This is a genomic window from Streptomyces shenzhenensis (assembly GCF_021462265.1).
Classification (GTDB): domain Bacteria; phylum Actinomycetota; class Actinomycetes; order Streptomycetales; family Streptomycetaceae; genus Streptomyces; species Streptomyces shenzhenensis.
Genome location: NZ_JAJONF010000003.1, coordinates 392,699 through 417,121 on the forward strand (window position 1 = coordinate 392,699; position 24,423 = coordinate 417,121).

The 24,423-nt window shown below is 70.4% G+C and carries 21 protein-coding genes; 12 read left to right on the top strand and 9 right to left on the bottom strand.

Features of this window, described 5'->3' with window-relative positions; genetic code table 11:
* The first annotated feature begins 1 nt into the window (after nt 1).
* Nucleotides 2–1,303, top strand: coding sequence for a hypothetical protein (locus LQ326_RS06350; protein ID WP_234533520.1), 1,302 nt, complete (start codon nt 2–4; stop codon nt 1,301–1,303).
* Nucleotides 1,304–1,444: 141 nt separating this feature from the next.
* On the opposite strand, the gene LQ326_RS06355 is transcribed toward LQ326_RS06350, so the two are convergent.
* Complete coding sequence (locus tag LQ326_RS06355) at nt 1,445–2,941, bottom strand: oligopeptide:H+ symporter (protein ID WP_234533523.1); 1,497 nt, start codon at nt 2,939–2,941, stop codon at nt 1,445–1,447.
* A 488-nt stretch (nt 2,942–3,429) separates the two neighbouring features.
* Here LQ326_RS06355 and LQ326_RS06360 point away from each other — a divergent pair, with 488 nt between their 5' ends.
* Nucleotides 3,430–4,107 (top strand): response regulator transcription factor, encoded by a 678-nt coding sequence (locus tag LQ326_RS06360; protein ID WP_016436346.1) that lies wholly within the window; start codon nt 3,430–3,432, stop codon nt 4,105–4,107.
* A 118-nt stretch (nt 4,108–4,225) separates the two neighbouring features.
* Nucleotides 4,226–5,497: an ATP-binding protein gene (locus tag LQ326_RS06365; protein ID WP_234533525.1), complete on the top strand. Its 1,272-nt coding sequence runs from the start codon at nt 4,226–4,228 to the stop codon at nt 5,495–5,497.
* Nucleotides 5,498–5,708: 211 nt separating this feature from the next.
* Here LQ326_RS06365 and LQ326_RS06370 read toward each other — a convergent pair whose 3' ends face one another.
* Nucleotides 5,709–6,212, bottom strand: coding sequence for a GtrA family protein (locus LQ326_RS06370; protein WP_234533527.1), 504 nt, complete (start codon nt 6,210–6,212; stop codon nt 5,709–5,711).
* A gap of 217 nt (nt 6,213–6,429) precedes the next feature.
* Here LQ326_RS06370 and LQ326_RS06375 point away from each other — a divergent pair, with 217 nt between their 5' ends.
* The 4 genes from LQ326_RS06375 to LQ326_RS06390 all read left to right on the top strand — a co-directional run bounded on the left by LQ326_RS06375 (nt 6,430) and on the right by LQ326_RS06390 (nt 10,558).
* A complete protein-coding gene (locus tag LQ326_RS06375) occupies nt 6,430–7,569 on the top strand; it encodes a 5-(carboxyamino)imidazole ribonucleotide synthase (protein ID WP_234533530.1) in 1,140 nt (379 codons plus the stop codon).
* A gap of 20 nt (nt 7,570–7,589) precedes the next feature.
* Entirely contained in the window at nt 7,590–8,087 is a 498-nt protein-coding gene (gene purE / locus LQ326_RS06380) for a 5-(carboxyamino)imidazole ribonucleotide mutase (protein WP_234533633.1), read from the top strand.
* Nucleotides 8,088–8,108: 21 nt separating this feature from the next.
* Entirely contained in the window at nt 8,109–9,287 is a 1,179-nt protein-coding gene (locus LQ326_RS06385; RefSeq protein ID WP_234533532.1) for a dipeptidase, read from the top strand.
* Between the two features lie 164 nt (nt 9,288–9,451).
* Complete coding sequence (locus LQ326_RS06390; RefSeq protein WP_234533534.1) at nt 9,452–10,558, top strand: dipeptidase; 1,107 nt, start codon at nt 9,452–9,454, stop codon at nt 10,556–10,558.
* Nucleotides 10,559–10,745: 187 nt separating this feature from the next.
* Here the strand turns inward: LQ326_RS06390 and LQ326_RS06395 are convergent, their stop codons facing one another.
* A complete protein-coding gene (locus tag LQ326_RS06395; RefSeq protein WP_234533536.1) occupies nt 10,746–11,135 on the bottom strand; it encodes a VOC family protein in 390 nt (129 codons plus the stop codon).
* Nucleotides 11,136–11,196: 61 nt separating this feature from the next.
* A complete protein-coding gene (locus LQ326_RS06400) occupies nt 11,197–11,556 on the bottom strand; it encodes a VOC family protein (protein ID WP_234533538.1) in 360 nt (119 codons plus the stop codon).
* 117 nt (nt 11,557–11,673) lie between these two features.
* On the opposite strand from LQ326_RS06400, the gene LQ326_RS06405 reads away from it, so the two are divergent.
* Nucleotides 11,674–12,180: a CGNR zinc finger domain-containing protein gene (locus LQ326_RS06405; RefSeq protein ID WP_234533540.1), complete on the top strand. Its 507-nt coding sequence runs from the start codon at nt 11,674–11,676 to the stop codon at nt 12,178–12,180.
* A gap of 225 nt (nt 12,181–12,405) precedes the next feature.
* On the opposite strand, the gene LQ326_RS06410 is transcribed toward LQ326_RS06405, so the two are convergent.
* Nucleotides 12,406–13,749, bottom strand: a complete 1,344-nt coding sequence (locus LQ326_RS06410; protein ID WP_234533542.1) for a UDP-glucose dehydrogenase family protein — start codon at nt 13,747–13,749, stop codon at nt 12,406–12,408.
* A gap of 177 nt (nt 13,750–13,926) precedes the next feature.
* On the opposite strand from LQ326_RS06410, the gene LQ326_RS06415 reads away from it, so the two are divergent.
* Together LQ326_RS06415 and LQ326_RS06420 are read left to right on the top strand one after the other, a co-directional pair.
* Complete coding sequence (locus tag LQ326_RS06415; RefSeq protein ID WP_268206690.1) at nt 13,927–15,084, top strand: acyl-CoA dehydrogenase; 1,158 nt, start codon at nt 13,927–13,929, stop codon at nt 15,082–15,084.
* A gap of 146 nt (nt 15,085–15,230) precedes the next feature.
* A complete protein-coding gene (locus tag LQ326_RS06420) occupies nt 15,231–15,596 on the top strand; it encodes a four-helix bundle copper-binding protein (protein ID WP_234533544.1) in 366 nt (121 codons plus the stop codon).
* 104 nt (nt 15,597–15,700) lie between these two features.
* On the opposite strand, the gene LQ326_RS06425 is transcribed toward LQ326_RS06420, so the two are convergent.
* Nucleotides 15,701–16,999 carry an LCP family protein gene (locus tag LQ326_RS06425; protein ID WP_234533549.1) on the bottom strand — a complete coding sequence of 433 codons (1,299 nt, stop codon included), beginning with the start codon at nt 16,997–16,999 and terminating at the stop codon, nt 15,701–15,703.
* A gap of 120 nt (nt 17,000–17,119) precedes the next feature.
* Between LQ326_RS06425 and LQ326_RS06430 the strand changes: the two genes are divergently transcribed.
* Entirely contained in the window at nt 17,120–17,668 is a 549-nt protein-coding gene (locus LQ326_RS06430; RefSeq protein WP_372496751.1) for an acyl-CoA thioesterase, read from the top strand.
* A 151-nt stretch (nt 17,669–17,819) separates the two neighbouring features.
* On the opposite strand, the gene LQ326_RS06435 is transcribed toward LQ326_RS06430, so the two are convergent.
* Nucleotides 17,820–19,346 (bottom strand): LCP family protein, encoded by a 1,527-nt coding sequence (locus LQ326_RS06435; protein ID WP_234533552.1) that lies wholly within the window; start codon nt 19,344–19,346, stop codon nt 17,820–17,822.
* A 126-nt stretch (nt 19,347–19,472) separates the two neighbouring features.
* On the opposite strand from LQ326_RS06435, the gene LQ326_RS06440 reads away from it, so the two are divergent.
* Complete coding sequence (locus LQ326_RS06440) at nt 19,473–20,507, top strand: glycosyltransferase family 2 protein (RefSeq protein WP_234533554.1); 1,035 nt, start codon at nt 19,473–19,475, stop codon at nt 20,505–20,507.
* A gap of 235 nt (nt 20,508–20,742) precedes the next feature.
* On the opposite strand, the gene LQ326_RS06445 is transcribed toward LQ326_RS06440, so the two are convergent.
* Nucleotides 20,743–22,446, bottom strand: a complete 1,704-nt coding sequence (locus LQ326_RS06445) for an LCP family protein (RefSeq protein WP_372496753.1) — start codon at nt 22,444–22,446, stop codon at nt 20,743–20,745.
* 182 nt (nt 22,447–22,628) lie between these two features.
* Complete coding sequence (locus LQ326_RS06450) at nt 22,629–24,338, bottom strand: LCP family protein (protein ID WP_234533558.1); 1,710 nt, start codon at nt 24,336–24,338, stop codon at nt 22,629–22,631.
* Nucleotides 24,339–24,423 lie beyond the last annotated feature (85 nt).

Consider the following 24,423-nt stretch of genomic DNA (forward strand, 5'->3'; position numbering starts at 1 on the left):
CATGCGAAGGAGAGTGACACCGGTACCGGCCAGAGCGGGCGCGGCGGCGGCCGCGCTGGTCCTCGCCGCGGCGGGCGCCCTGCTCGGCGCGGCGGCGGGGACCGCCCAGGCGGCCGAGGTGTCGTACGCCACCCACTGCGTACCGCCCGCCGGGGTCGCCGACCCGATCGACGGGACCACCAAGGTCGCGATCACCGCGCCCGCCACGGCGAAGGTCGGCGACACCGTCGACATCACCTGGAAGTTCGTGCAGGCGGCTTCCAAGAACCCGGACATCATCGACCTGCCCGCGAACACGGTCCAGCCGTCCGGCACGCTGAAGGCGGCCGGCGCCCAGACCGCCGGCATCGCCATGCAGGGGCCGCGCGAGAACCCGGCGATCCCCAAGGGCGGCGACATGGTGCTGTCCGACATGACGGGCACGCTGAAGCTGACGTCGCCCGGCGAGGTGACGCTCACGCCGGACGCGTACACGGTCAACGCCTTCTCGACGGACACCGTGTGCACGCCGAAGGGGACGGTCCCGAAGGCGGCGACGATCGAAGTCACCGGCAGCGGTTCGAGCGCGTCGGCGAGCCCGTCGGACAGCACATCGGCCTCGCCGTCGCCCTCCGGCTCCACGTCGGCGTCGGCCTCCGCGTCCGCCTCGGCTTCCCCCTCCGACGGCACGGGCAGCGGCCAGACCGACTTCACGGGCAAGGAGGTCGAGGTCCCCTACGCCTGCAAGACCCCCATCGGCGACAAGAACGCCACCTCGCCGGTGCAGATCAACGCCAAGAAGGACGGCGGGAGTTTCGATCTCACCGTGCAGTTCAAGAAGTCGGTGATGGACAGCCCCGCCGACATCCCGGCCGACTCGGTGAAACCGTCGATGGAGGTGGTCCTGGGCGGCTCCGACAAGGGCACGGTCCATGTGGAGGGCCCGACCAACTCCTCCGCGATCAAGTCCGGTGACCCGATCGAGATTCCCGACCTGACCGGTACCTACAAGCCGGGGGCGAGCGGTACGTCGACCCTGTCCCCGGGCGTCCTGACGGTCAAGGCGCTCGGTACGACGACCACGTGCACACCGACGAAGAGCGAGGTCTCCCTGACGCTGGACACGACCGAGCAGGCGAGCGGGGCGTCGGGTTCGTCGACCTCGGGCGGTTCGCCGAGCGGTTCGGGCAGCGGCAGCGGTGGCCTGGCGCAGACCGGTGACAACAGCAACGGCGCGCTGAAGGCGCTGGGCCTGGTGGCGGGCACCGCGATCCTCCTGGGCGGCGCCGTGTTCACCTTCATGCCTCGGAGGAGGACGAGGTGACGTCCCTGCTTTCAGGGGCGCGGGGCCGTATCTGAGGTGCGGCTCCGCCGCGTGGGCGCGACCGGCCGCATCCGGCGGACAGCCGAAGACGCAGGAGGGCCACCCCATTCACCAGAATGCGGTGGCCCTCCGTCGAAGACGTCAGTGAACGTCTCCCATGAGCTCCCGGACCTTCTTCCGGTACACCCACACAGCCGCACCGGCGAGCACCGCCAGCGCCGCCTGGAACGCCACGATCCCCGTCTTGTTCAGGTCGACGCCCGCGATGGACAGCAGACCGGTCGTCGCGTCACCCGCGGTGACCGCCAGGAACCACACACCCATCATCTGGGACGCGTACTTCGCCGGCGCCATCTTGGTCGTCACGGACAGACCGACCGGGGACAGCATCAGCTCACCCACGGTCTGCACGAAGTAGATCCCGACCAGCCACATCGCCGCGGCCTTGTGCCCACCCTCGGCGATCGACAGCGGCGCGAGGAACAGGAAGAACGACGCGCCGATCAGCACCAGGCCGCCGGCGAACTTCACGGCCGTGCTCGGCTCCTTGCCGCGCCGGGCCATCGCCAGCCACGCCCAGGCGAAGACCGGCGCGAACGCCATGATCATGACCGGGTTGACGGACTGGTACCAGGAGACCGGGAAGTTCCAGCCGAAGACGGTGTTCCTGGCGGACGCGTCGGCGAACAGGGAGACGGTCGAGCCACCCTGGTCGTAGATCATCCAGAAGACCGCGGCGGCCACGAAGAACCAGATGTACGCGCTCATCTTGGACTGCTCCGCGCGGTCCAGGTCCTTGTCCCGCTTGATGCGGGCGATGACGACGACCGGGATCAGCAGACCGGCGACGGTGATCGGCACCAGCAGCCAGTTCAGCGTGTAGACGCCGGAGACACCGACGACGACGTAGAAGACCGCGGCGACGGCGGCCCAGAAGCCGGCCTTCGTCAGCGTCGCCTTCTTCTCCGCGGCGGACAGCGGGGTCGGGACGATGTCCGAGCGCGAGCTCAGGTGGCGGGTGCCGAGCAGGAACTGGGCGAGACCCAGCGCCATGCCGACCGCGGCCAGCGCGAAGCCCAGGTGCCAGTTGTAGTTCTCGCCGACCGTGCCGATGACCAGCGGCGCGGCGAACGCGCCCAGGTTGATGCCGATGTAGAAGAGCGTGAAGCCACCGTCACGGCGCGGGTCGTCCGGGCCGTCGTACAGGTGGCCGACCATCGTGGAGATGTTGGCCTTCAGCAGACCGGAACCGACCGCGACCAGGCCGAGGCCGGCGAAGAAGGTGCCGGCGCTGGGCAGCGCCAGCGTCAGGTGGCCGAGCATGATGACCGTGCCCGCGACGGCGACCGTCCTGCGGGGGCCGAGGACCCGGTCGGCGAACCAGCCGCCCGGCAGGGCGAGCAGGTACACGAGCGACAGGTACACCGAGTAGATCGCCGTCGCCGCGGCCGCGCTCATGTGCAGGCCGCCGGGAGCGACCAGGTACAGCGGGAGCAGGGCCTTCATGCCGTAGTAGGAGAATCGCTCCCACATCTCGGTCATGAAGAGGGTGGCCAGTCCGCGGGGGTGGCCGAAGAAGGTCTTCCCGGTACCGGGGGTGCCCGGTCGGACCGAGTCCTTCGTCAGGCTGGACGCCATGGTCGTTCCTTGCTGTCGGAGCGCGCGGTGGGGCTTTGCGCGCCCGTGGGGGGAGCGGCCGGCACCGGCGCGTCCACCCATCCACCCCACGCCCACGGGGATTCCGCTCCGGATCGCGGAGCGGTGGAGGGCGACCACCGGGATCCACGCCCCGTGACGCTGCGTCGCGTCCGGAGCCCGGCCAGAGGTCGTTCCTTTCAAAGCTGGCAGGCCAGCCCGCACACAAAAGAGACCTTCAGTGTCGCGATGCCCACCAAAGGTCCCCGGGTGTACTACAGGCGTGCACATCACTCTACGTCATGACACTGCCTGATATGGAAGGACTTGAGACACGGATCACAGGTGTCGGGGGAACCGCACGCTGGATTCGAAGGTCTGTCCTCCGGTCTCACCCTTCGCTCGCAGGTTCGCACCACTGTGCCCCAAGGTAAGAATCCGGCGTGCCGATCACACCCCAGCACTGCGCGTAATCGGACTACCATCACCTCATGACCCGTGTACTGCTCGCCGAGGACGACGCGTCCATCTCGGAGCCGCTGGCCCGCGCACTGCGCCGGGAAGGTTACGAGGTCGAGGTGCGCGAGGACGGACCCACCGCGCTCGACGCCGGAATGCAGGGCGGCGTCGATCTGGTCGTGCTGGACCTCGGGCTGCCCGGCATGGACGGCCTGGAGGTGGCTCGTCGGCTGCGTGCCGAGGGCCACGCCGTGCCGATCCTCATCCTGACCGCGCGGGCCGACGAGGTGGACACCGTCGTCGGCCTGGACGCGGGCGCCGACGACTACGTGACCAAGCCGTTCCGCCTCGCCGAACTGCTCGCCCGGGTGCGGGCGCTGCTGCGGCGCGGTGCCGCCGAGCCGGCGCAGCCGCCGGCCACGCACGGGGTACGGATCGACGTCGAGTCGCACCGGGCGTGGATGGGCGACGAGGAACTCCAGCTCACGGCGAAGGAATTCGATCTGCTGCGGGTGCTGGTGCGGGACGCCGGGCGGGTCGTCACGCGGGACCAGCTGATGCGGGAGGTCTGGGACACGACCTGGTGGTCGTCGACCAAGACGCTCGACATGCACATCTCGTGGCTGCGCAAGAAGCTCGGCGACGACGCGGCGAACCCCCGGTACATCGCTACCGTGCGTGGTGTCGGGTTCCGGTTCGAGAAGAGCTGAGTGCGATTCGCCGTGGGTGGTACGGGCAAGTGCGCGACTGACCGTCGTGGTGGGCTGATCGCGCCCGCGCGGCGGCGCCGCACATGTCCGCGCCCCGCGCCTCCGAAGGGGCGCTGACGTGCGTCGTCGTCTGATCCAGTCCACCCTCGCCGTCGTACTGGTCGTCATCGCCGTCTTCGGCGTCTCTCTCGTCATCGTCGAATCACGGACCATCAGCAACAGCGCCCAGGAACGCGTCGACTCCGAGGCGCTCCGCCTCGCCAGCATCGTGGACAGCCGGATCCTCGGGGACGAGGACATCACCGCCGAGATACTGCGCAGCCAGGTCGGCAAGGACCAGTACGCCGTCATCCGGATGCCGGGCAAGGTGCCGATCGAGCTGGGTGTGAAGCCCGAGGGCGATGTCATCCACTACACGGCCGACGGTGAGGAAGGCGAGACGGTCACCGTTCAGGAGCCGCGGTCGACCGTGACCCGGGAGGTCGGCCGTACGCTGCTGATCATCGGTGCCGTCGCGCTGCTCGCCGTGATCGCCGCCGTGCTGCTCGCCATCCGGCAGGCCAACCGGCTGGCCTCCCCGCTGACCGACCTCGCGGAGACCGCGGAGCGGCTCGGCTCGGGCGACCCGCGGCCCCGGCACAAGCGGTACGGCGTCCCGGAGCTGGACCGGGTCGCCGATGTGCTGGACTCCTCCGCCGAGCGGATCGGGCGGATGCTCACCGCCGAGCGGCGGCTGGCCGCCGACGCCTCCCACCAGCTGCGCACGCCCCTGACCGCGCTGTCCATGCGGCTTGAGGAGATCACCCTCACCGACGATCCGGACATCGTGAAGGAGGAGGCGAACGTGGCGCTGACGCAGGTGGAGCGGCTGACGGACGTCGTCGAGCGGCTGCTGACGAACTCCAGGGACCCGCGCACCGGCTCCGCCGTCTCCTTCGACCTGGACGAGGTCATCCAGCAGCAGCTCGCCGAGTGGCGGCCCGCCTACCGCAGTGCGGGCCGGGCGATCGTCAGCTCCGGCAAACGGCATCTGCGGGCGGTCGGCACGCCGGGCGCGGTGGCGCAGGTGCTGGCCGCGCTGATCGAGAACTCCCTGATGCACGGGGGCGGCACGGTCGCTCTGCGCACCAGGGTGACCGGCAACCAGGCGGTGGTCGAGGTGACCGACGAGGGCGCCGGGGTCCCCGCCGACCTGGGCAACCGCATCTTCGAGCGGACCATCAGCGGCCGTAACTCCACCGGGATCGGGCTGGCCGTCGCGCGTGATCTCGCGGAGGCCGACGGGGGCCGCCTGGAGCTGCTCCAGGCCCAGCCGCCGGTGTTCGGCCTGTTCCTGTCCCGCACCCCGCCACCGCACAAGCCGGACGACGACCGGCCCACGGTCCGCTAGGACCTGTTGCGAAAGTGGCGTCGTCGCCCGAAGCGCGGCCGCGCGGCGTCCGGTGCGCGCTCTGGGGGTCCCCGGCCGAAGGCTGGGGGAGTGCCGTCCGGAGGCCCTCGTACTGGGCGGACTCGGGCTTTCGCGCGGTGCGGCGAGAGGGCGTGCCGCGCGTCGCGCGGCAGACGGCACTTTCGCGGCAGGCCCTGGGACCCGGCGCGCCCTAAAGCACCCGCTGCCTGGGCTTCTCGGTGTCGACGGCCCGCTCCAGGAGGGCCTCCGCGTCCGCGACCGTCTCACGGGCCGGCAGCGTCTTGAACACCCACGTGCGGTACGACCAGAAGCGGAACAGTGTCGCCACGCCGATGCCGACGAACTTGAAGACGTTGCTCTGCAGCGGGCTGTCCCAGCCGAAGCCGTAGGTGGCCAGGTACAGCAGACCGTTCTCGATCACCAGGCCGACGGCGCTGAACAGCAGGAACAGGGTGAGTTCCTTGGTGCGGCCGTGCTTGTCGCGGTCCCGGTACGTCCAGTAACGGAAGCCCAGGTAGTTGAAGACGATGGCGACGACCGTCGCTATGACGCTCGCCCGCACCACCGGCAGGTCCGTGACGTGCCGGACCAGGTTGAAGACGCCCAGATTGACGAGAATGCCGGCACCGCCGACCGCGCCGAATTTGGCGACCTCGCGTACGAGCCGTTGCAGCCCCGAGGAACGACGTTCCATGGTTGTGCGGGCTCCCGTCCGTAGGTATTGCGACCCAGCCACTCTAACGACCCAGTATCTCCGGCGCCTGTGGATGGCGACACAGGTCGGGAACGGCTTGGAAAGAACACCGGAAAGCCGCGGGAAAAGCGGGGCAAGAGGCGGCGAAGCGCCGGGTAAGAGCCCTGCTCCGGGACGCGGAAACCGGCCACCCTGGCGCGGCCGATACCCTAGGGGCGTGACATTCCCGGTAGTCGGCATGATCGGCGGGGGGCAGCTCGCGCGTATGACGCACGAGGCGGGCATCCCGCTGGGCATCAGGTTCAAGCTTCTCAGCGACACCCCTCAGGATTCCGCGGCCCAGGTGGTGAGCGATGTCGTCGTCGGCGACTACCGCGACCTGGAGACGCTGCGCGCGTTCGCGCGCGGCTGCGATGTGATCACCTTCGATCACGAGCACGTGCCGACCGAGCACCTGCGGGCCCTGGAGGCGGACGGCATCCCCGTGCGCCCCGGCCCCGACGCTCTGGTGCACGCACAGGACAAGGGCGTGATGCGGGCGAAGCTCGACGCGATCGGCATCCCCTGCCCGCGCCACCGCATCGTGACCGACCCGGAGGACGTGGTCCGGTTCGCGGCGGAGGGCGACGGTTTCCCCGTCGTCCTGAAGACCGTGCGCGGCGGCTACGACGGCAAGGGCGTGTGGGTCGTGGAGACCGCCGAGGAGGCCACCGACCCGTTCCGGGCCGGCGTGCCGGTTCTCGCCGAGGAGAAGGTCGACTACGTCCGCGAGCTCGCCGCCAACGTCGTCCGCTCCCCGCACGGCCAGGCCGTCGCCTACCCGGTGGTCGAGTCCCAGCAGGTCAACGGCGTCTGTGACACCGTCATCGCGCCCGCACCCGACCTGGACGAGACGCTCGCGCTGCAGGCCGAGGAGATGGCCCTGCGGATCGCCAAGGAACTGGGCGTGGTCGGCCACCTGGCCGTCGAGCTGTTCCAGACCCGCGACGGCCGCATCCTCGTCAACGAGCTGGCGATGCGGCCGCACAACTCCGGCCACTGGAGCCAGGACGGCGCGATCACCAGCCAGTTCGCCAACCACGTCCGCGCGGTCCTCGACCTGCCCCTCGGCGACCCGCGCCCGCGCGCCAGGTGGACGGTCATGGTCAACGTCCTGGGCGGCGACTACCCCGACATGTACTCCGCCTACCTGCACTGCATGGCCCGCGACCCCAGACTGAAGATCCACATGTACGGCAAGGACGTGAAGCCCGGCCGCAAGGTCGGCCACGTCAACACCTACGGCGACGACCTGGACGACGTTCTCGAGCGCGCACGTCACGCTGCCGGCTACCTGAGAGGCACGATCACCGAATGAGCCCCGTTGTAGGCATCGTCATGGGTTCCGACTCCGACTGGCCCGTCATGGAGGCCGCCGCCGAGGCCCTGGACGAGTTCGAGATCGAGTATGAGGTCGATGTCGTCTCGGCGCACCGGATGCCGCGCGAGATGGTCACGTACGGCGAGCAGGCGGCCGAGCGCGGCCTGAAGGTGATCATCGCGGGCGCCGGGGGCGCGGCCCACCTCCCGGGCATGCTGGCCTCGGTCACGCCGCTGCCGGTCATCGGCGTCCCGGTCCCGCTGAAGTACCTCGACGGCATGGACTCCCTGCTCTCCATCGTGCAGATGCCAGCCGGCGTGCCGGTCGCCACGGTCTCGGTCGCCGGGGCCCGCAACGCGGGCCTGCTGGCCGCCCGCATCCTGGCCGTCCACGACGAGGACCTGCTGGGCCGGATGCGTGACTTCCAGCAGGACCTCAACGACCAGGCCACCGAGAAGGGCAAACGGCTGCGCGCCAAGGTCGAGGGTTCGGGCGGCTTCGGCTTCGGCAAGTAGGACTCCGGGAAGTAACACGTAATGACGTCCCTGGATGAAGCCCGGTCCCTGCTGCGTGAGTTCCCGGTGGTCGACGGCCACAACGACCTGCCGTACGCACTGCGTGAGCAGGTCCGCTACGACCTCGACGCACGCGACATCGCCACGCACCAGAACGCGCACCTGCACACCGACATCCCGCGCCTGCGGGAAGGCGGCGTCGGCGCGCAGTACTGGTCGGTGTACGTCCGCTCGGACCTGCCGGGCGCGGTCCCGGCGACCCTGGAACAGATCGACTGCGTACGGCAGTTGATCGCCCGTTACCCGGCCGACCTGCGGGCCGCGCTGACCGCCGCCGACATGGAGGCGGCGCGCGCGGAGGGCCGTATCGCCTCCCTGATGGGTGCGGAGGGCGGCCACTCCATCGACAACTCGCTGGGCACCCTGCGCGGCCTGTACGAGCTGGGTGTGCGTTACATGACGCTCACCCACAACGACAACAACGACTGGGCGGACTCGGCGACCGACGAGCCGAACGTGGGCGGCCTGTCGGCCTTCGGCCGCGAGGTGGTGCGGGAGATGAACCGCCTGGGCATGCTCGTCGACCTCTCCCACGTCGCGGCCACGACCATGCGCGCCGCCCTCGACACCAGCACCGCCCCGGTGATCTTCTCCCACTCCTCCTCCCGGGCCGTCTGCGACCACCCCCGCAACATCCCGGACGACGTCCTCGAACGCCTCCCCGGCAACGGCGGCATGGCGATGGTGACGTTCGTGCCGAAGTTCGTGCTCCAGGCGGCGGTCGACTGGACGGCGGCCGCCGACGAGAACATGCGCGATCACGGTTTCCACCACCTGGACACCACCGAGGCGGCGATGAAGGTCCACCGGGCCTTCGAGGAGACCAATCCGCGCCCGGTCGCCACGGTCGCCACGGTCGCCGACCACCTCGACCACATGCGCGAGGTCGCCGGCATCGACCACCTCGGCATCGGCGGCGACTACGACGGCACCGCCTTCACCCCCGACGGCCTGAACGACGTCTCCGGCTACCCCAACCTCGTCGCCGAGCTGCTGGACCGCGGCTGGTCCCGGTCCGACCTGGCCAAGCTGACCTGGCAGAACGCGGTGCGCGTGCTGGGCGCCGCGGAGGACGTGGCCCGCGGCCTGCAAGAGACACGGGGGCCGTCCCACGCGACCATCGCCGAACTGGACGGCTGACCGCGGAGAGCGGCGCGACCACTCGGCGGGGCCGCGCCGCGAGGGCCGGGCGTTCGGGGCGTACCCCCGAACGCCCCGTCCACCAGGAACCCTCCCGGGCAGGCGTGCGACGGTGAGCTACAGCCCCTTCACGACGTAGCTCACGACGACGTACGGAGCCCTTCATGGCCGACCTCCAGCACGACATCCCCACCACGACCGAGGTCGGCAGGGAGGACCGTCTCCCGGACGATCCGTTCCCGGTGGAGTCCGGCGCCGCGTTCCTGGAACGGGCCCACGCGCTGCTGGAGGCGTATCCGGTCGCGGACGGCTACAGCGGGCTGCCCCGGGCGCTGGGGCCGCTGCCCTGGTACGACCTGGAGCTGGGCGAGACGGCGGTGGACACGGACGTGCCCCGGCTGCGCGAGGGGCACGTGGGCGCGCTGTTCTGGTCCTTGCCGGTGCCGGAGGGCGACCGGGGCGACCGGGGCGGCCGGGCCGTGAGGGCCACCCTGGAACAGCTGGACCTGGTGCGCCGGGTGGTCGAGACGCACCCGGAGGGGCTCCGGCTGGTGCGCACCGCCGGGCAGGTCATCGACGCCCGCAACTGCGGCCGGGTCGCCGTGGTGCTCGGTCCCGCCTCCGCCGCGGCCCTCGACGACTCCCTCGGCATCCTGCGGGTCCTGCAGTCCCTGGGCCTGCGTGTGCTCTCCCTGGCGGGCGCCGCCTGGGCGGGGGCGCAGGGGCTGACCCGGTTCGGCGAGGAGGTGGTGCGGGAGATGAACCGGCTCGGGGTGCTCGCCGACCTGTCCGGTGCCCCGGAGGCCGCCCTGGTCCGGACGCTCGCGCTCTCCAAGACACCGGTCCTGTGCACCCGCTCCGCCGCCGCTGCGGTACGCCCGCACCCCGCCAACCTCTCCGACGGCCTGCTGGCGCGGCTCGGGGAGCAGAAGGGCGTCTGCATGGTGCCGCTGGCCGCCGAGCAGACCGGGCCGAGCCTCGCGGACGTCGCCGGTCACCTCGACCACGTCCGCGCGGTCGCGGGCCCCGAGTGCGTCGCCCTGTCCGGCACCTACGACTCCGGCGTCGCCCACCCCCGCGACCTCGACGACGCCTCCCGCTATCCCCACCTGATCGCCGAACTGCTCCGCCGCGGCTGGTCCGACACCGAGCTGTCACTGCTGACCTGGGGGAACGTCCAGCGCGCCCTGCGCAGCGCCGACTTCACCGCCCGAGCGGCCCAGTACCGCAGAGACCCGAACCCACCCCGCCCGGCCGACCCCGAGGCCTGATCGGACGGGGCCGATCAAGACGGGGCCGATCAGACGGGGCCGATAAGACGGGGCCTGATCCGAGGAGGCCGATCAGCGGATCCGATCAGACGGGGAGCTGATCAGACGGGGCTGACAGGAGGGGTCCGATCAGACGGAGCCTGACCGGACGGGGCCGATCAGACGGGTCCGGTCAGTCGAGGTCCGGTCAGTCGATCCGGCACAGGCAGAACGGATGGCCGGCCGGATCGGCGTACACCCGGAAGTCCTCCGCGACCGGGTCCTCCTCCCGCCGCAGCAGCCGCGCCCCCAGCGCCAGCACCTTCTTCTCCGCCGCGTCGACGTCCTCCCACGTCGGCCCCGCGTCGAAGTCGAGATGGAACTGCTGGGAGTTGTGGTCGGCGCGCGGCCACTCGGGCGGGGTGTACCCCTCCGCCAGCTGGAAGCCCAGCCGCAGCCCGTCCGGCAGCCTCAGTACGACCCAGTCGGCCTCCTCGGCCACCAGGGTGCCGCCGGCGACGGCCGCGTAGAAGGCGGCCAGCGCGGACGGGTCGGGACAGTCGATCACCACGTTGCGCAGGCGGGCGACGGACGCCATGAGCCCTCCTTGTCTCGTCGCTCTTCTTCTGTCTTCTTCGCTCTTCCTCCGGCCGGCGGCCTCAGCAGGCACAGAGGCAGAACGGGTGCCCCGCAGGGTCGGCGTACACCCGGAAACTGCGCTCCCGGTCCGCCGCGTCCAGCGGCTTCGCGCCCAGCTCCAGCACCCCCTTCTCGGCCGCGTCCAGGTCGTCCACCACCAGGTCCAGGTGGAACTGCTGCGAGTCGTCCGGCGCGGGCCACTCCGGCGCCACGAACCCGGGCGCCTGCTGGAACGCCAGCGCCTGCCCGCCGGGCACCTTCAGGTCCACCCACTCCCCGTCCCCCTCGACACTGCCGCCCAGCACCCCGGCGTAGAAACCGGCGAGCGCGGACGGGTCGGGGCAGTCCAGGACGACAACACCGAGCTTGGCGAGAGCCATGACTTCCTCCTCGAAGTCGGAGTTACCTGCAAAGCCGTTCAACCAGTAACTACGGTTACCGCATGTTCCCGCACCGCCGGTAACGCCGCAACCGGATTTCGGAGGTAACTTGCAGGGATGAGTGAGAGATCGCCCGCGCCGGGCGGCCTGGCCCTGGTCGAGGCCCTGGTGAACACACTGGACCTGGAGTCGGGCGCCGACGCCCTCGACACGGCGGACGGCAGGGCACGCCTCGGTGTCACGGAGGCCGGACTCTCACCCGCCCGCGCCCTGCGCGAGTCCCTGCGCGCCGCCCTCCTCGCCCACGCCGGGTACCCCCCGCACCGCGAGGTCACCCCCCTGAGCGAGTTGCTCGCGCAGGCCCCGCTGCGTGTCGTCGTCGACCCCGCCGACGGCTCGGCGCACCTCACCCCCGCCGACCCGGCCCCCCTGCTCTCCCGCGTGGCGGCGGCCGTCGCCACAGCCCTGGTCGAGGGCACCTGGACCCGCCTCAAGGCCTGCGAGGCGGACACCTGCCACTGGGCGTACTACGACCGCAGCCCGGCCGGCCGCGGCCGCTGGTGCTCGATGCAGGTGTGCGGGGCGCGCGCGAAAATGCGCCGGTACCGGGCCAAGGAGCGGTAAGGCGCGGCCGGTTCACCGGATCTGCGTGTGCCGCGTGGTGCAGAATGCAACAAGACACCGGTTCGGCCGACTGAGCCTCGGCCGAACCGGTGTCGTCCTTCTTGTCACGGTGCGGATGCGCCGCGGTGGCCCGCCTCCGGCTGAGGCGCCCCGGAAGGGGCGCGGGGCCGTGTCGGCATGCGGCTCCGCCGCTCGGACGCGACCAGCCCCGACGCGCCCGCCGCCTTACGCGGTCGGACGTCCCATGGCGCGATACGTCCACCCGGCCCGCCGCCAGATCTCAGGATCCAGCGCATTCCGTCCGTCGAGGATCACCCGAGCCGCGGCCACCTCCCCGAGCGCCGCCGGATCCAGCTCCCCGAACTCCCGCCACTCGGTGAGGTGCAGCACCACATCGGCCCCCCGCACACACTCCTCGGCGCTACCGGCGTAGCCCAGCGTCGGGAACAGCCGCCGGGCGTTCGCCATCCCCTTCGGGTCGTAGACCGTCACCTGGCCGCCCTGCAGATGGATCTGCCCCGCCACGTTCAGCGCCGGCGAGTCCCGCACGTCGTCCGAGTCCGGCTTGAACGTCGCGCCGAGCACCGCCACCCGCTTCCCGAGGAAGGACCCGCCGCCGAGCGCGTCCCGCGCCATCTCGACCATCTGTCCCCGGCGCCGCATGTTGATGGAGTCGATCTCGCGCAGGAAGGTCAGCGCCTGGTCGGCGCCCAGCTCACCCGCGCGGGCCATGAAGGCACGGATGTCCTTCGGCAGGCAGCCGCCGCCGAACCCGATCCCGGCGCGCAGGAACTTCTTCCCGATCCGGTCGTCGTAACCGATCGCCTCCGCGAGCCTGGCCACATCGCCGCCCGCGGCCTCGCACACCTCCGCCATCGCGTTGATGAAGGAGATCTTGGTCGCGAGGAAGGAGTTCGCCGACGTCTTCACCAGTTCGGCGGTCGGGAAGTCGGTCACCACGAACGGCGTGCCCTCGCTCACCGGCGTCGCGTACACCTCGCGCAGCAGCTTCTCCGCGCGCTCGCTGCGCACGCCGACCACGATCCGGTCCGGGTGCAGCGTGTCCTGGACGGCGAAGCCCTCACGCAGGAACTCCGGGTTCCAGGCCAGTTCGGCGTCGTCGCCCGCGGGCGCGTTCCCGGTGAGGTAGGCGGCCAGCCGCTCCGCGGAACCGACCGGCACCGTCGACTTGCCGACGACCAGCGCGGGCCCGGTCAGATGCGGGGCCAGCGACGCGATCGCGGAGTCGACGTACGACATGTCGCAGGCGTACTCGCCGTGCTTCTGGGGGGTGTTCACGCACACGAAGTGCACGTCACCGAAGGCGCCGACCTCGGCCCAGTCGGTGGTGAAGCGCAGCCGCCCGGTGGAGCCCTCGAAGCCGGCCACGTGCCGGCGCAGCAGCTCGTCGAGCCCCGGCTCGTACATCGGGGTCTCGCCGCGCTCCAGCATCGCGATCTTCTCGGGCACGACGTCCAGCCCGAGCACCTCGAAGCCCAGCTCGGCCATGGCCGCGGCATGCGTGGCGCCGAGATAGCCGGTGCCGATCACGGTGATCTTGAGGCTCATGAATGCTCCAGCTCGGGGACGTCGGTACGGGCTGCGGCCCGAGCATAACCGGGCCGTGTTCCGGGCAACTTTCCCGCTGTCGCCAAGCTCACGTGACCTATCCGAGGGCCGCGTTCTAAACTTTGAGTTACTTAACAGTAATTAGCGTCAGCACCACTGCGTCTGGAGTGAGACACCTTGGCCGGATCGGCTGACTTCGACCTGTACCGCCCGTCCGAGGAGCACGACATGCTCCGGGACGTCGTCCGCGCGCTGGTCGAGGCGAAGATCGCCCCGTACGCCGCCGCGGTGGACGAGGAGGCCCGCTTCCCACAGGAGGCCCTCGACGCACTGGTCGCCAATGACCTGCACGCCGTGCACGTACCCGAGGAGTACGGCGGGGCCGGCGCCGACGCGCTCGCCACGGTCATCGTGATCGAGGAGGTCGCCCGCGCCTGCGTCTCCTCCTCCCTCATCCCGGCCGTGAACAAGCTGGGCTCGCTCCCGGTGATGCTCTCCGGCTCCGAGGACCTGAAGAAGAAGTACCTCGCGCCGCTGGCCAAAGGTGACGCGATGTTCTCGTACTGCCTCTCCGAGCCGGAGGCCGGCTCGGACGCGGGCGGCATGAAGACGAAGGCGGTCCGCGACGGCGACCACTACGTCCTCAACGGTGTGAAGCGCTGGATCACCAACGCGGGCGTCTCCGACTACTACACGGTGATGGCCGTGACGGACCCGGAGAAGCGCACCAAGGGCATCTCCGCCTTCGTCGTCGAGAAGTCCGACGAGGGCGTCTCCTTCGGCGCCCCGGAGAAGAAGCTGGGCATCAAGGGCTCGCCGACCCGCGAGGTCTACTTCGACAACGTCCGCATCCCCGCCGACCGCATGATCGGCGCGGAGGGCACCGGCTTCGCCACCGCGATGAAGACTCTGGACCACACCCGGATCACCATCGCCGCCCAGGCCCTCGGCGTCGCCCAGGGCGCCCTCGACTACGCCAAGGGCTACGTCCAGGAGCGCAAGCAGTTCGGCAAGCCGATCGCCGACTTCCAGGGCATCCAGTTCATGCTCGCCGACATGGCCATGAAGATCGCCGCCGCCCGCGCCCTCACCTACCAGGCCGCGGCCGCCTCCGAGCGCGGCGACGCCGACCTCACCTTCCAGGGCGCGGCGGCCAAGTGCTTCGCCTCCGACGTCGCCATGGAGGTCACCACGGACGCCGTCCAGCTCCTCGGCGGCTACGGCTACACCCGCGACTACCCGGTCGAGCGCATGATGCGCGACGCCAAGATCACGCAGATCTACGAGGGCACGAATCAGGTTCAGCGGATCGTCATGGCCCGCAACCTGCCGTAACGGCACGTGGTGTTCCGTCTCTTGGAAAGGCGCCCTCCGGGGCGCCTTTTCTGTCCGCGTGCCCGAATGGCACTACCGGACGGTCGGGCTTAGGACGGAACCAGACGGGGCCGCCCCGGACCCCTCATTCCCACCCTGGAGGAGCCATGACCCAGACCGGCCCCATGTCGGCCATGTCCAAGCAGATGCAGGAGTGCGTCAACATGTGCATGGCCACCCACACGATGTGCGAGGAGACCCTGAGCTCCTGCATGTCGATGGAGGGCGGCCCTGCCCACATGCGCATCATGCGGGCGCTGATGGACTGCTCCGAGGCGACCCGCATGTGCGCCGACATGATGATGCGGCGCTCGCCGCTGTCGCCCGAGATGTGCGCGATGTGCGCGAAGGCCTGTGACATGTGCGCCGAGGCGTGTATGTCCATGCCCGACGATCCCCAGCTGAAGCGCTGCGCGGAAGCGTGTCACCGCTGCGCCGAGATGTGCCGTTCGATGGCGGCCATGCCCATGTGACGCCGGTCCCGCACTAGTTCGAGGAGCGCACCGACGGGGGAGGGCCGCCGGCCCTCCCCCGTGTGGCGCTGCTTGCCGTCAGGACGGCTCGGTCGGTCGGCGGCTCAGTTGCCGGAGACGGTGACCTTCTCGTCGTTCTTCAGCTCGTCCACCAGGGTCTTCACCTTCGCCTTGTCCCAGACGAGGTTGCCGCCGGTGGAGCCGGAGATCGGCATGTTCATCGAGACGCCGCCGCCGCTGTTGACGTCCTTCATCGCGAAGAACATCGACGCCAGGTTCCACAGGCTCATGTCCTTGTCGACGGTGAGGGAGTCGAGGCCCGCGCCGAGGGTGGGGTAGAGCTTGAAGGGGTTCAGGATCGTCGACGGGGTGGCCACCTGGTGGGCCAGGGCCGCCAGGAACTTCTGCTGGTTCTTGGTGCGCTGCAGGTCCGACGTGGCGAAGGCGTGCCGGGTACGGACGAAGGCCAGGGCCTCCTCGCCGTTCAGGGTCTGCGTGCCCGCCTTGAAGTTCGCGCCCGAGTAGCTGTCCTTGAAGCCCTTGTCGATGGTGAGCGTGACACCGCCGACCGCGTCCACTATGTCCGCGAAGCCGGCGAAGCCGATCTCCACGTAGTGGTCGATGTGCAGACCGGTGTTGTACTCGATCGTGCGGACGAGGAGTGTCGGCCCGTCCTCGGCGTAGGCCGCGTTCAGCTTCGTGTGCCGGCCGGTGCCCTGGTAGACCTTGCCGGACGCCGACCCCTGGTAGGAGGGGATCTCCACGTTCGAGTCGCGGGGGAGCGAGACCAGCGTGTCGCCGTTGTCGCCGACGTGCAGGATCATCATCGAGTCGGTGCGCTGGCCCTCGGCCGATCCGGTGTGCAGCTTCTTCTTGTCCTCGGCCGACATGCCCTTGCGGCTGTCGGAGCCGACGATCAGGTAGTTGGTGCCCTTGCCCGCCGCGGGCCGGTCGATGACCTTGGACAGGTCGACGTCCCGGTGCAGCTTGGAGTCGGCCCAGAAGTAGGTCGAGACGGATGTGACGATCAGCACGCTGACGACGACGATCGCCGTCCACTTGATCCGCTTGCGCCAGTTGGGAGCCGGCCGCGGCCCGCGCTCACGGGTGCCGTCGGGTCCGCCGCCCCCGGGGCCGCCGCCGTAGACCTGGCCGGTGTTGTAGCCGCTGTCGTAGCCGTCGCGCCCGCCACCGCCGTCGTACCCGCTGTTGTACGACTGCTGCTGCGGGACCCCGGCGTATCCGCCGCCGCCCTGCTGCGGGGAGCCGTACGGCGGTGCCGACGGCTCCCCCCGCCGTACCTGGCGCATCACGCGGGCGCCCTCAGGCTGCGCGCTTGCGCTACCGCGTCCGTACCGGTCGCCGCGGTTGTCGTCCGACCATCCCTGGGGCCATTCGCTCATGGGCCCCAGTGTGCAGGCAGCGCCTGTACCTCTTACAAGGGTCGTCGGAAAATCAGGTCACCCCTGTTGCGAAGCCGACACAAAATTCCGTGAATGTCGCTTCGGCATAAGGTGGGGGCCATGACAGACCAGGCCTCAGAGGCGGAATCCGGCATACCAGGCAAGCCGACGTCCGCGTCCCGGACCACGTTGAGCCACATCATGACCCACAGCGACACCAACCTCCTCGGGACCGTGCACGGCGGCGTGATCATGAAGCTCGTGGACGACGCTGCGGGCGCGGTCGCCGGCCGCCACTCGGGAGGTCCCGCCGTCACCGCGTCCATGGACGAGATGGTGTTCCTGGAGCCGGTCCGGGTCGGCGACCTCGTCCACGTCAAGGCCCAGGTCAACTGGACCGGCCGGACGTCGATGGAGGTGGGGGTGCGGGTCCTCGCCGAGCGCTGGAACGAGTCGACTCCCGCCACCCAGGTCGGCTCGGCCTACCTGGTCTTCGCGGCGGTGGACGCGGACGGCAAGCCGCGCCGGGTGCCGCCGGTGGTACCGGAGACCGACAGGGACCGCCGGCGCTACCAGGAGGCCCAGATCAGGCGCACGCACCGGCTGGCGAGGCGACGGGAGATCCGTGAGCTGCGCGAGCGCAGGATCGCGGAGGGGTACGAGGACTAGGACGGTGCCGCGCCGGGCCGACGGTCGGGTGCGGGTGGGCCCTGAAAGAAGGCGCTGCGATGCGCCCCGAAAGGGGCGCGGGACCGTATCGATATGCGGCTCCGCCGCGGGGCGCGACCAGCCACGACGGCGCCGCAGCCGACCGACGGGCTCAGCAGACCCGATCGTCTCCCCTGATCACGGAAGCCTCTTCCTGCGGCGCCGGAGCCTCCGCCCGCACCGTCCGCACAGCCCCCTTGAAGTCGGTCCCCACCGTCACCCGCAGCACCGGCCCCATCCCCGGCACGGCCCGCAGGACACTGCCCGGCAGCGCCGCCGCCAGTGAGCGGGCCGAGCGGTCCCAGCGCGGGTCGAAGGAGACCACCGTGCGCCTCAGGTCGCGCCGGGCGGCGCCCACCGGCCGGTGGTTCGTCGCGAAGCCCGTCGCGGCCAGCGCCGCGTCCATCCGCCGCGCCAGCCCCGCCGTGGGGGTGCCGTTCTCCACCTGGACCCGGATCCCCGCCGGCGCCACCTCCACCGTCGCAGGCGGCGGCACCTGCGGCTTCGGCGCGTGCGTGGGCGTGGGCGCATGCGCCGGCGTGGGCGGCGCGAGCGGCTTGTCCTCGCGCAGGGACCGGAACAGCTGGTCCGCCCCGGCGCGGTCCCACTTCAGCGTCGAGCCGATGCCCTTCACGGCGTACCCCAACTGCCCGATGGGGACGGTCGTGAACTCGGACGAGGACGGCGAGAAGTTCCGCATCGCCCGGCCGAGGTCCAGCAGTTCGTCCGTGCCGAAGCCCGTGTCGGCCCGCACCGACCCCAGCACCGCCCGTGTCACGTCCCGGAATCTGATCGGGTTGAGCAGCACCCCGCTCGACGTCGCCTGCTCGATCATCGACGCCAGGAACCGCTGCTGCCGCTTCATCCGGCCCAGGTCGCTCGCCGCGTCGACGTGCCGGGAGCGGACGTACTGCAAGGCCTGGCCGCCGTTCAGGGTGTGCGTGCCGGGGGAGAGGTTCAGGCCGGTGTAGGAGTCCTTCAGCGGCTGCGCGGTGCAGACGCGGACCCCGCCGAGCACGTCGACGGTCCGCATGAACGTGATGAAGTCGACCTCCAGGTAGTGGTCGATCTTCAGACGGGTCATGTCCTCGACCGTGCGGACGGTCAGCTGCGGGCCGCCCTCCGCGTAGGCCGCGTTCAGCTTGATGGGGTGGGCGGCGCGCGGGCGGTGCGTGGTCTCGTCGACCTGTGCGGGGACCTCGGCGTACGAGTCGCGGGGCAGGCTGACCACCGTGGCCCGTTTCCGGTCCGCCGAGATGTGCACGATCATGATCGTGTCGGTGCAGTGGCAGGGTGCCCCGCCCAGCCGGTACCTGCGCCGCTCCTGTTCGGTGATCTTGTCGCGGCCGTCGGTTCCGACCAGCAGCACGTTCATGCCGTGGCCCGCGGCGGGACGGTTCTTCATGTCCTTGAAGGGGTCGACCCGGGCGATGTCCGCGTCCAGTCCGGCCATCACCGAGTGCCCGATCCCGGCCGACGCCAGCACCACCACGGAGAGTGTGGTGACCGCCCGCATGGCCCAGCGCGGCCGCCGGGGCCTTCTGGGTCGTACCGGCGGCCGCGGGGCCTGACGGGTGGGTTGCGGTCGGCGCTGCGGCCGGGCTGGCCGGGCGGGGGACCGGGGCGGGCTGGCGGACAAGGGACACCTCCGGACGAGGCCGTACGCGGGATCCGTGAGCACCGTAGGCCGATACGACGTTCAGCCCGCGGCACCGTCCATGCGGCGCGCACCGGTGTCCCCCGTTCGCGGTAACGTGAGCCCCCTATGAACGCCAAGCCCGACGTGCGGCACCCCGCAGTTTCTGTGATCATGCCCGTCCTCGACGAGGAGCGGCATCTGCGCGGGGCCGTCCAAGCGATCCTCGCGCAGGAGTACGCCGGCGAGATGGAGGTCGTCATCGCCCTCGGTCCCTCCAAGGACCGTACGGACGAGATCGCGGCCCAACTCGTGGCGGAAGACGCGCGCGTGCACACCGTCCCGAACCCGACCGGGCGCACCCCGGCCGCGCTGAACGCCGCGATCAAGGCCTCCCGGCATCCGATCGTGGTGCGCGTCGACGGCCACGGCATGCTCTCGCCGAACTACATCGCTACCGCCGTACGGCTCCTGGAGGAGACCGGCGCGCAGAACGTCGGCGGCATCATGCACGCCGAGGGCGAGAACGCCTGGGAGCAGGCGGTCGCGGCGGCCATGACCTCGAAGATCGGTGTCGGGAACGCGGCCTTCCACACGGGCGGCGTCGCGGGTCCCGCCGAGACCGTGTACCTGGGTGTCTTCCGGCGCGAGGCGCTGGAGCAACAGGGCGGCTACAACGAGGAGTTCATCCGCGCCCAGGACTGGGAGCTGAACTTCCGGATCCGGGAGGCCGGCGGGCTGATCTGGTTCTCGCCGGAGCTGAGGGTGTCGTACCGCCCGCGGCCGAGCGTGAAGGCGCTCGCCAAGCAGTACAAGGACTACGGCCGTTGGCGGCACGTCGTGGCCCGCTACCACGAGGGTTCCATCAACCTGCGCTACCTCGCCCCGCCGGCCGCGGTGTGCGCGATAGCGGCGGGGATCGTCGTGGGGGCGCTGCTCACGCCGTTCGGGTTCGTCGTTCCCGGCGGCTACCTCGCGGCGATCGCCGCCGGGTCCCTCCCGGCCGGCAAGGGGCTGCCGCTGAAGGCGCGGCTGCAGATCCCCCTCGCCCTCGCCACCATGCACATGTCGTGGGGATACGGCTTCCTGACCAGCCCCAAGTCGCTGGCGAAGCGGGTCATCGCGTCCCGTCGCCCCGCGGTGCTCAGCTCTTCGTCCAGCTGAGCACCGGCTGCCGTACGGCCCGGACTACCAGGTGCAGTCCGGGCCGACGTGCACACGCCTTGGTGTCCGCACTGCCGCGCACCACGTCGCCCGCCCTCCCGCTCGCCCCTGCCACCACACCCGGAACGTCCGGGCACCTGAGCGCGGCGGCAGTGTCATGCAGACGTCCAGGAGTTGCCTGTGCCCGCCTGTGCGGACCTGTGTGCTCCGGCTGCCGCGGACCCGTGTGCTCCCGCTACCAGCGATAGGGCGCGTACACGTCCATGCACTGCTTGGTGTCCGAACCGTTGATCGCGTCGGCGTTGTCCGGCAGGTCACCGGCCTTCGGCTTGGACTGCTTCGGGTACGCCGTCCCGTCCCGCCAGTCGGCGCCGACCACGAGCGTGACCCCCGACACATCCGTGGTCTGCTGCACCTGTCCGGTGGGAATCCCCAGCGCCTTGGCGACCGCCTGGGCGTCGCCCTCCAGGTCCGCGCTCGGGTACTGGACGACTGTCTTCTCCACCGACTCCGCGGCTGCCGAGGTGTCCGCCGCGGCCCTGCCGTAACCCTTGGCGGCCAGTTCCTGGGCGAGTGTCCGCGCCCGGCCGCCGACCGGGGCCTCGGTGGCGCTGCCGGTGGCGTTGCGCACCAGCACGCCCAGACTGCCCGCGGAGACGGACGGCTCCTTGGTGGGCTGGGCGCTCGCCGGCGTCTTCTTCTCGCTCTCCTTGGCGGAGCCGTTCTTGTCGAGCGCCACGTCGTCGCGGAGCATCCGCCATATCTTGTCGGCGCCGACGGCGTCCGGCACGACGTGGTCCGTGTTCTGCGAGTCCTGCACGTTCGGCATCGTCAGGCTGGTGATGCGGTTGGTCGGCACCGACTTGAGCTGCATGGCCAGGTCGTAGAGCTTCTTCGGCGTGCCGATCTCCTCGGACACCGTCAGGGACTTGGTGGCCGCCTCGGCCAGGTCCATCAGCCTGCCGGTGTCGGTGAAGACGTTCTGGCCCTTCAGCGTGCGGATCATCGAGTTCAGGTACATGTGCTGGGCCCGGGCCCGCATCAGGTCGCTGCCCCACGCGTGCCGGGTGCGCAGCCACTGCAGGGCCTTCTTGCCCTTCACCTTGTGCGTGCCGGCCGTCATCTTCAGCCCGGAGCCGCCGGGCACCGCGGCCGTCGGCCGGTCCCACACGTTCTGCTTCACACAGACGTCGACGCCCCCGATGGCGTCCGCCATGTTCACCACGCCCGAGAAGTCGATCGTGATCCAGTGGTCGATGTAGACCCCGGTGAGGTTCTCCCAGGTGGCCAGGGTGCAGCCGGCGCCGCCGCGGGCCAGCGACTCGTTGATGATGGTGTTGGTCGCCGGGTACACCTTGCCGGTCTTCGGGTCCGTGCACTTGGGTATGTCGACGCGGGTGTCCCGGGGGATGCTCACCATCGCCGCGCTCTTGCGGTCCGCCGACAGGTGGATCAGCATCTGTACGTCGCCGAGCGGCGGGCTGCCGCGGTCGTACTTGGCGCCGCCGAGCTTCACGTTCTCGTCGGAGTTACGGCTGTCGGAGCCGATCAGCAGGATGTTCATCGGCGTCTGACCGGCCGCGTTGGCCGCGGTCTTGCGTGCCTTGGCGTCGCCGCTGCTGCGCTCGCCCTTGTGGATGTTGCCGTTCAGGTGCTGGTAGTAGAGGTAGCCGGCACCGGCCGTACCGAGGACCACCACCGACAGCACGGTCGCCGACCAGCGCAGCGCCCGCCGGCCGCGCCCGCCGGTCCCGCTTCGACCGCCGTTCGGCCCGTCGGACGAGCCATCGCCCGAGCCGCCCGTGGAGCCGCCTGTCGAGCCGTCCTTGTGGCGCCCGCCCTCTGGTCCGGGTCTGTCCGGTGTCCCGGGTGCCTTCGGTACGAGGGACATCGTGTCCTCGACCGCAGGCACCTCCCCCCGCACATCGCTCCGCGTCAACTCCCTGCCCTCCCCACCCTGCGCCCTGCGCACACAGGCCCGCCGCCGCGCCCCCCGTCGGACGCCACACGGACCACACGGGTCCGCCCCGCGCCCGGTTAGACGCGCGACGGACCCATAGGGTTACCTGCTTTTTCGCGGTTACTTGGTGCTCGTGCCGCGTAACTCTTCGTCGCGGCGCCCTACTTGGCGCAGGTCACCTTGTCCGCCGTTGTCTTGGTGTCCACGTCCGGCGCCGTTGTCGGAGTGGTGAGGGAGACTCCCGCCCCCTTGAAGTCCTTGCCCAGCGTCAGTGTGATCGCGGGCAGGCCCTGGGAGTTGGTCACGCTCTTGCCGGGCTTCATCGCGGAGCCGGACAGCCCCATGAGGCTGGCCAGTTCGCGCGCCTGATCGGCCTGGTCGGGCGCGTACTCCAGGGTGGTCCTGCTGAGGACGGTGCCCGCGTTGCCGGCGTTCTCCGACTTGAGGACGCCCTGCTGGTTCTGCAGCCAGCTGAGGGTCTCCTGGGCGCTGCCGGCCGGGGCCCCGCCGTTGAGGATCCGCACCCGCACCTCGGAGGCCGCCGACCTGGTGCCCTTCAGACGGGCGGCCGCCGCGTCCTTGGCCTGCGCCTGCTTCTTCTTGACGGCCGTGAAGGAGACGTCGTCCTTGATGGCCTGGAAGACGGCGGGGGCCTTCGTCTCGTTGAGCACGACGGTCGCCTTCACCTTCTCCGCCGGGTTGTCCAGCACCGGGATGGTGGTGAAGGTCAGGTTCTTCGGGTTGAGCTTGCCGAGTTCCAGCCCCAGGTCCTTCAGCTTGTAGATGCTGTCCAGCTTGGAGTCGACGGTGAGCGCCTTGGTGCCGACCTCGGCCAGCTTCAGCAGCTTGGTCGGGCTGGTGAGCGTCGAGTTGGAGCTGAGCTTGCGCATCAGGGCGCTGAGGAACTGCTGCTGGAGCTGGATCCGGCTCAGGTCGCCGCCGAAGCCGACCGAGTGCCGGGTGCGCACGAACGCCAGCGCGGTCTCGCCGGAGATGTTGTGGGTGCCCTTGGACAGCTTCAGATGCGAGTCCGAGTCGTCGATGTTCTTGGCGAGACACACCTCGACCCCGCCGACCGCGTCGGTCAGCGTCTTGACCGCGTTGAAGTCGGCCACCATGAAGTTGTCGGCCTGGATCCCGGTCAGCTCGGTCACCGTGCGCACGGTGCAGCTGGCGGTACGGCCGTCCTGGCCGAGGCTGGTGTTGAAGCGGACGTTCTGGGTGCCCGCGATGACCTTCTCGGTCCCGTCCGACTGCTGCGTCTGGCAGTCGGGCACGTCGACGATGAGGTCCCGCGGAATGCTCAACGCGGTGGCGTTGGAACGGTCCTTGGAGATGTGCAGCAGGATCGTGGTGTCGGCGTGCCCGACGCTGCCGGCGTCGCCGTAGCCCTCGTTGCCCGAGCCCGTCCGCTTGTCGGTGCCGATGACCAGCAGGTTGATCGCCTTGTCCTTGCTGAAACCACCGGTGCTCGCGCCGTCGTCGGAGACGGACGTTATGTTGCCGTTGAGGTGCCTGAGGTAGAGGTAGCCGGCGGCCGAGACGGCGACCAGCACGAAGGCCATCGACCCGCCGGTCCACAGCAGGGCCTTCTTGGCCTTCGACTTCTTCTTCGCCGGCCGCCGCGAACGACGCCCCGCGGGCGGCTCGGGCTCCGCGCGCCGCCTGCGCTGCCCCGGCACCTCCGGGCTCGCCGTCTGCCGCGTACCGCGCGCGGTGCCGTCCGGCGGGGCCGGTCTGCGCGGTCCGGGTACCGACGACTGCGGTGCGGAAGGCGCCAGTCGCAGTTCGTATTCACCGGTGTTCGGATTGAGCACCCACTGGTCTGCGGGATCGATGTCGTCCGCCCGCCCACGGCCTTGCGCGTCCACGGTTGTCCGAATCCTCCGTCGGGGCCACGCGGCGCCTTCCCCCCACCAAGGCGCTCGGTCACGTTTCGCAGTGCACGACCCCAGG

What these genes read in the sequence shown, in the direction of transcription:
- LQ326_RS06350 (WP_234533520.1), top strand. Translation starts at nt 2, where the DNA reads ATGCGAAGGAGAGTGACACCGGTACCGGCCAGAGCGGGCGCGGCGGCG.
- LQ326_RS06355 (WP_234533523.1), bottom strand. Translation starts at nt 2,941, where the DNA reads ATGGCGTCCAGCCTGACGAAGGACTCGGTCCGACCGGGCACCCCCGGT.
- LQ326_RS06360 (WP_016436346.1), top strand. Translation starts at nt 3,430, where the DNA reads ATGACCCGTGTACTGCTCGCCGAGGACGACGCGTCCATCTCGGAGCCG.
- LQ326_RS06370 (WP_234533527.1), bottom strand. Translation starts at nt 6,212, where the DNA reads ATGGAACGTCGTTCCTCGGGGCTGCAACGGCTCGTACGCGAGGTCGCC.
- purE (WP_234533633.1), top strand. Translation starts at nt 7,590, where the DNA reads ATGGGTTCCGACTCCGACTGGCCCGTCATGGAGGCCGCCGCCGAGGCC.
- LQ326_RS06385 (WP_234533532.1), top strand. Translation starts at nt 8,109, where the DNA reads ATGACGTCCCTGGATGAAGCCCGGTCCCTGCTGCGTGAGTTCCCGGTG.
- LQ326_RS06390 (WP_234533534.1), top strand. Translation starts at nt 9,452, where the DNA reads ATGGCCGACCTCCAGCACGACATCCCCACCACGACCGAGGTCGGCAGG.
- LQ326_RS06395 (WP_234533536.1), bottom strand. Translation starts at nt 11,135, where the DNA reads ATGGCGTCCGTCGCCCGCCTGCGCAACGTGGTGATCGACTGTCCCGAC.
- LQ326_RS06400 (WP_234533538.1), bottom strand. Translation starts at nt 11,556, where the DNA reads ATGGCTCTCGCCAAGCTCGGTGTTGTCGTCCTGGACTGCCCCGACCCG.
- LQ326_RS06405 (WP_234533540.1), top strand. Translation starts at nt 11,674, where the DNA reads ATGAGTGAGAGATCGCCCGCGCCGGGCGGCCTGGCCCTGGTCGAGGCC.
- LQ326_RS06410 (WP_234533542.1), bottom strand. Translation starts at nt 13,749, where the DNA reads ATGAGCCTCAAGATCACCGTGATCGGCACCGGCTATCTCGGCGCCACG.
- LQ326_RS06420 (WP_234533544.1), top strand. Translation starts at nt 15,231, where the DNA reads ATGACCCAGACCGGCCCCATGTCGGCCATGTCCAAGCAGATGCAGGAG.
- LQ326_RS06425 (WP_234533549.1), bottom strand. Translation starts at nt 16,999, where the DNA reads ATGAGCGAATGGCCCCAGGGATGGTCGGACGACAACCGCGGCGACCGG.
- LQ326_RS06430 (WP_372496751.1), top strand. Translation starts at nt 17,120, where the DNA reads ATGACAGACCAGGCCTCAGAGGCGGAATCCGGCATACCAGGCAAGCCG.
- LQ326_RS06440 (WP_234533554.1), top strand. Translation starts at nt 19,473, where the DNA reads ATGAACGCCAAGCCCGACGTGCGGCACCCCGCAGTTTCTGTGATCATG.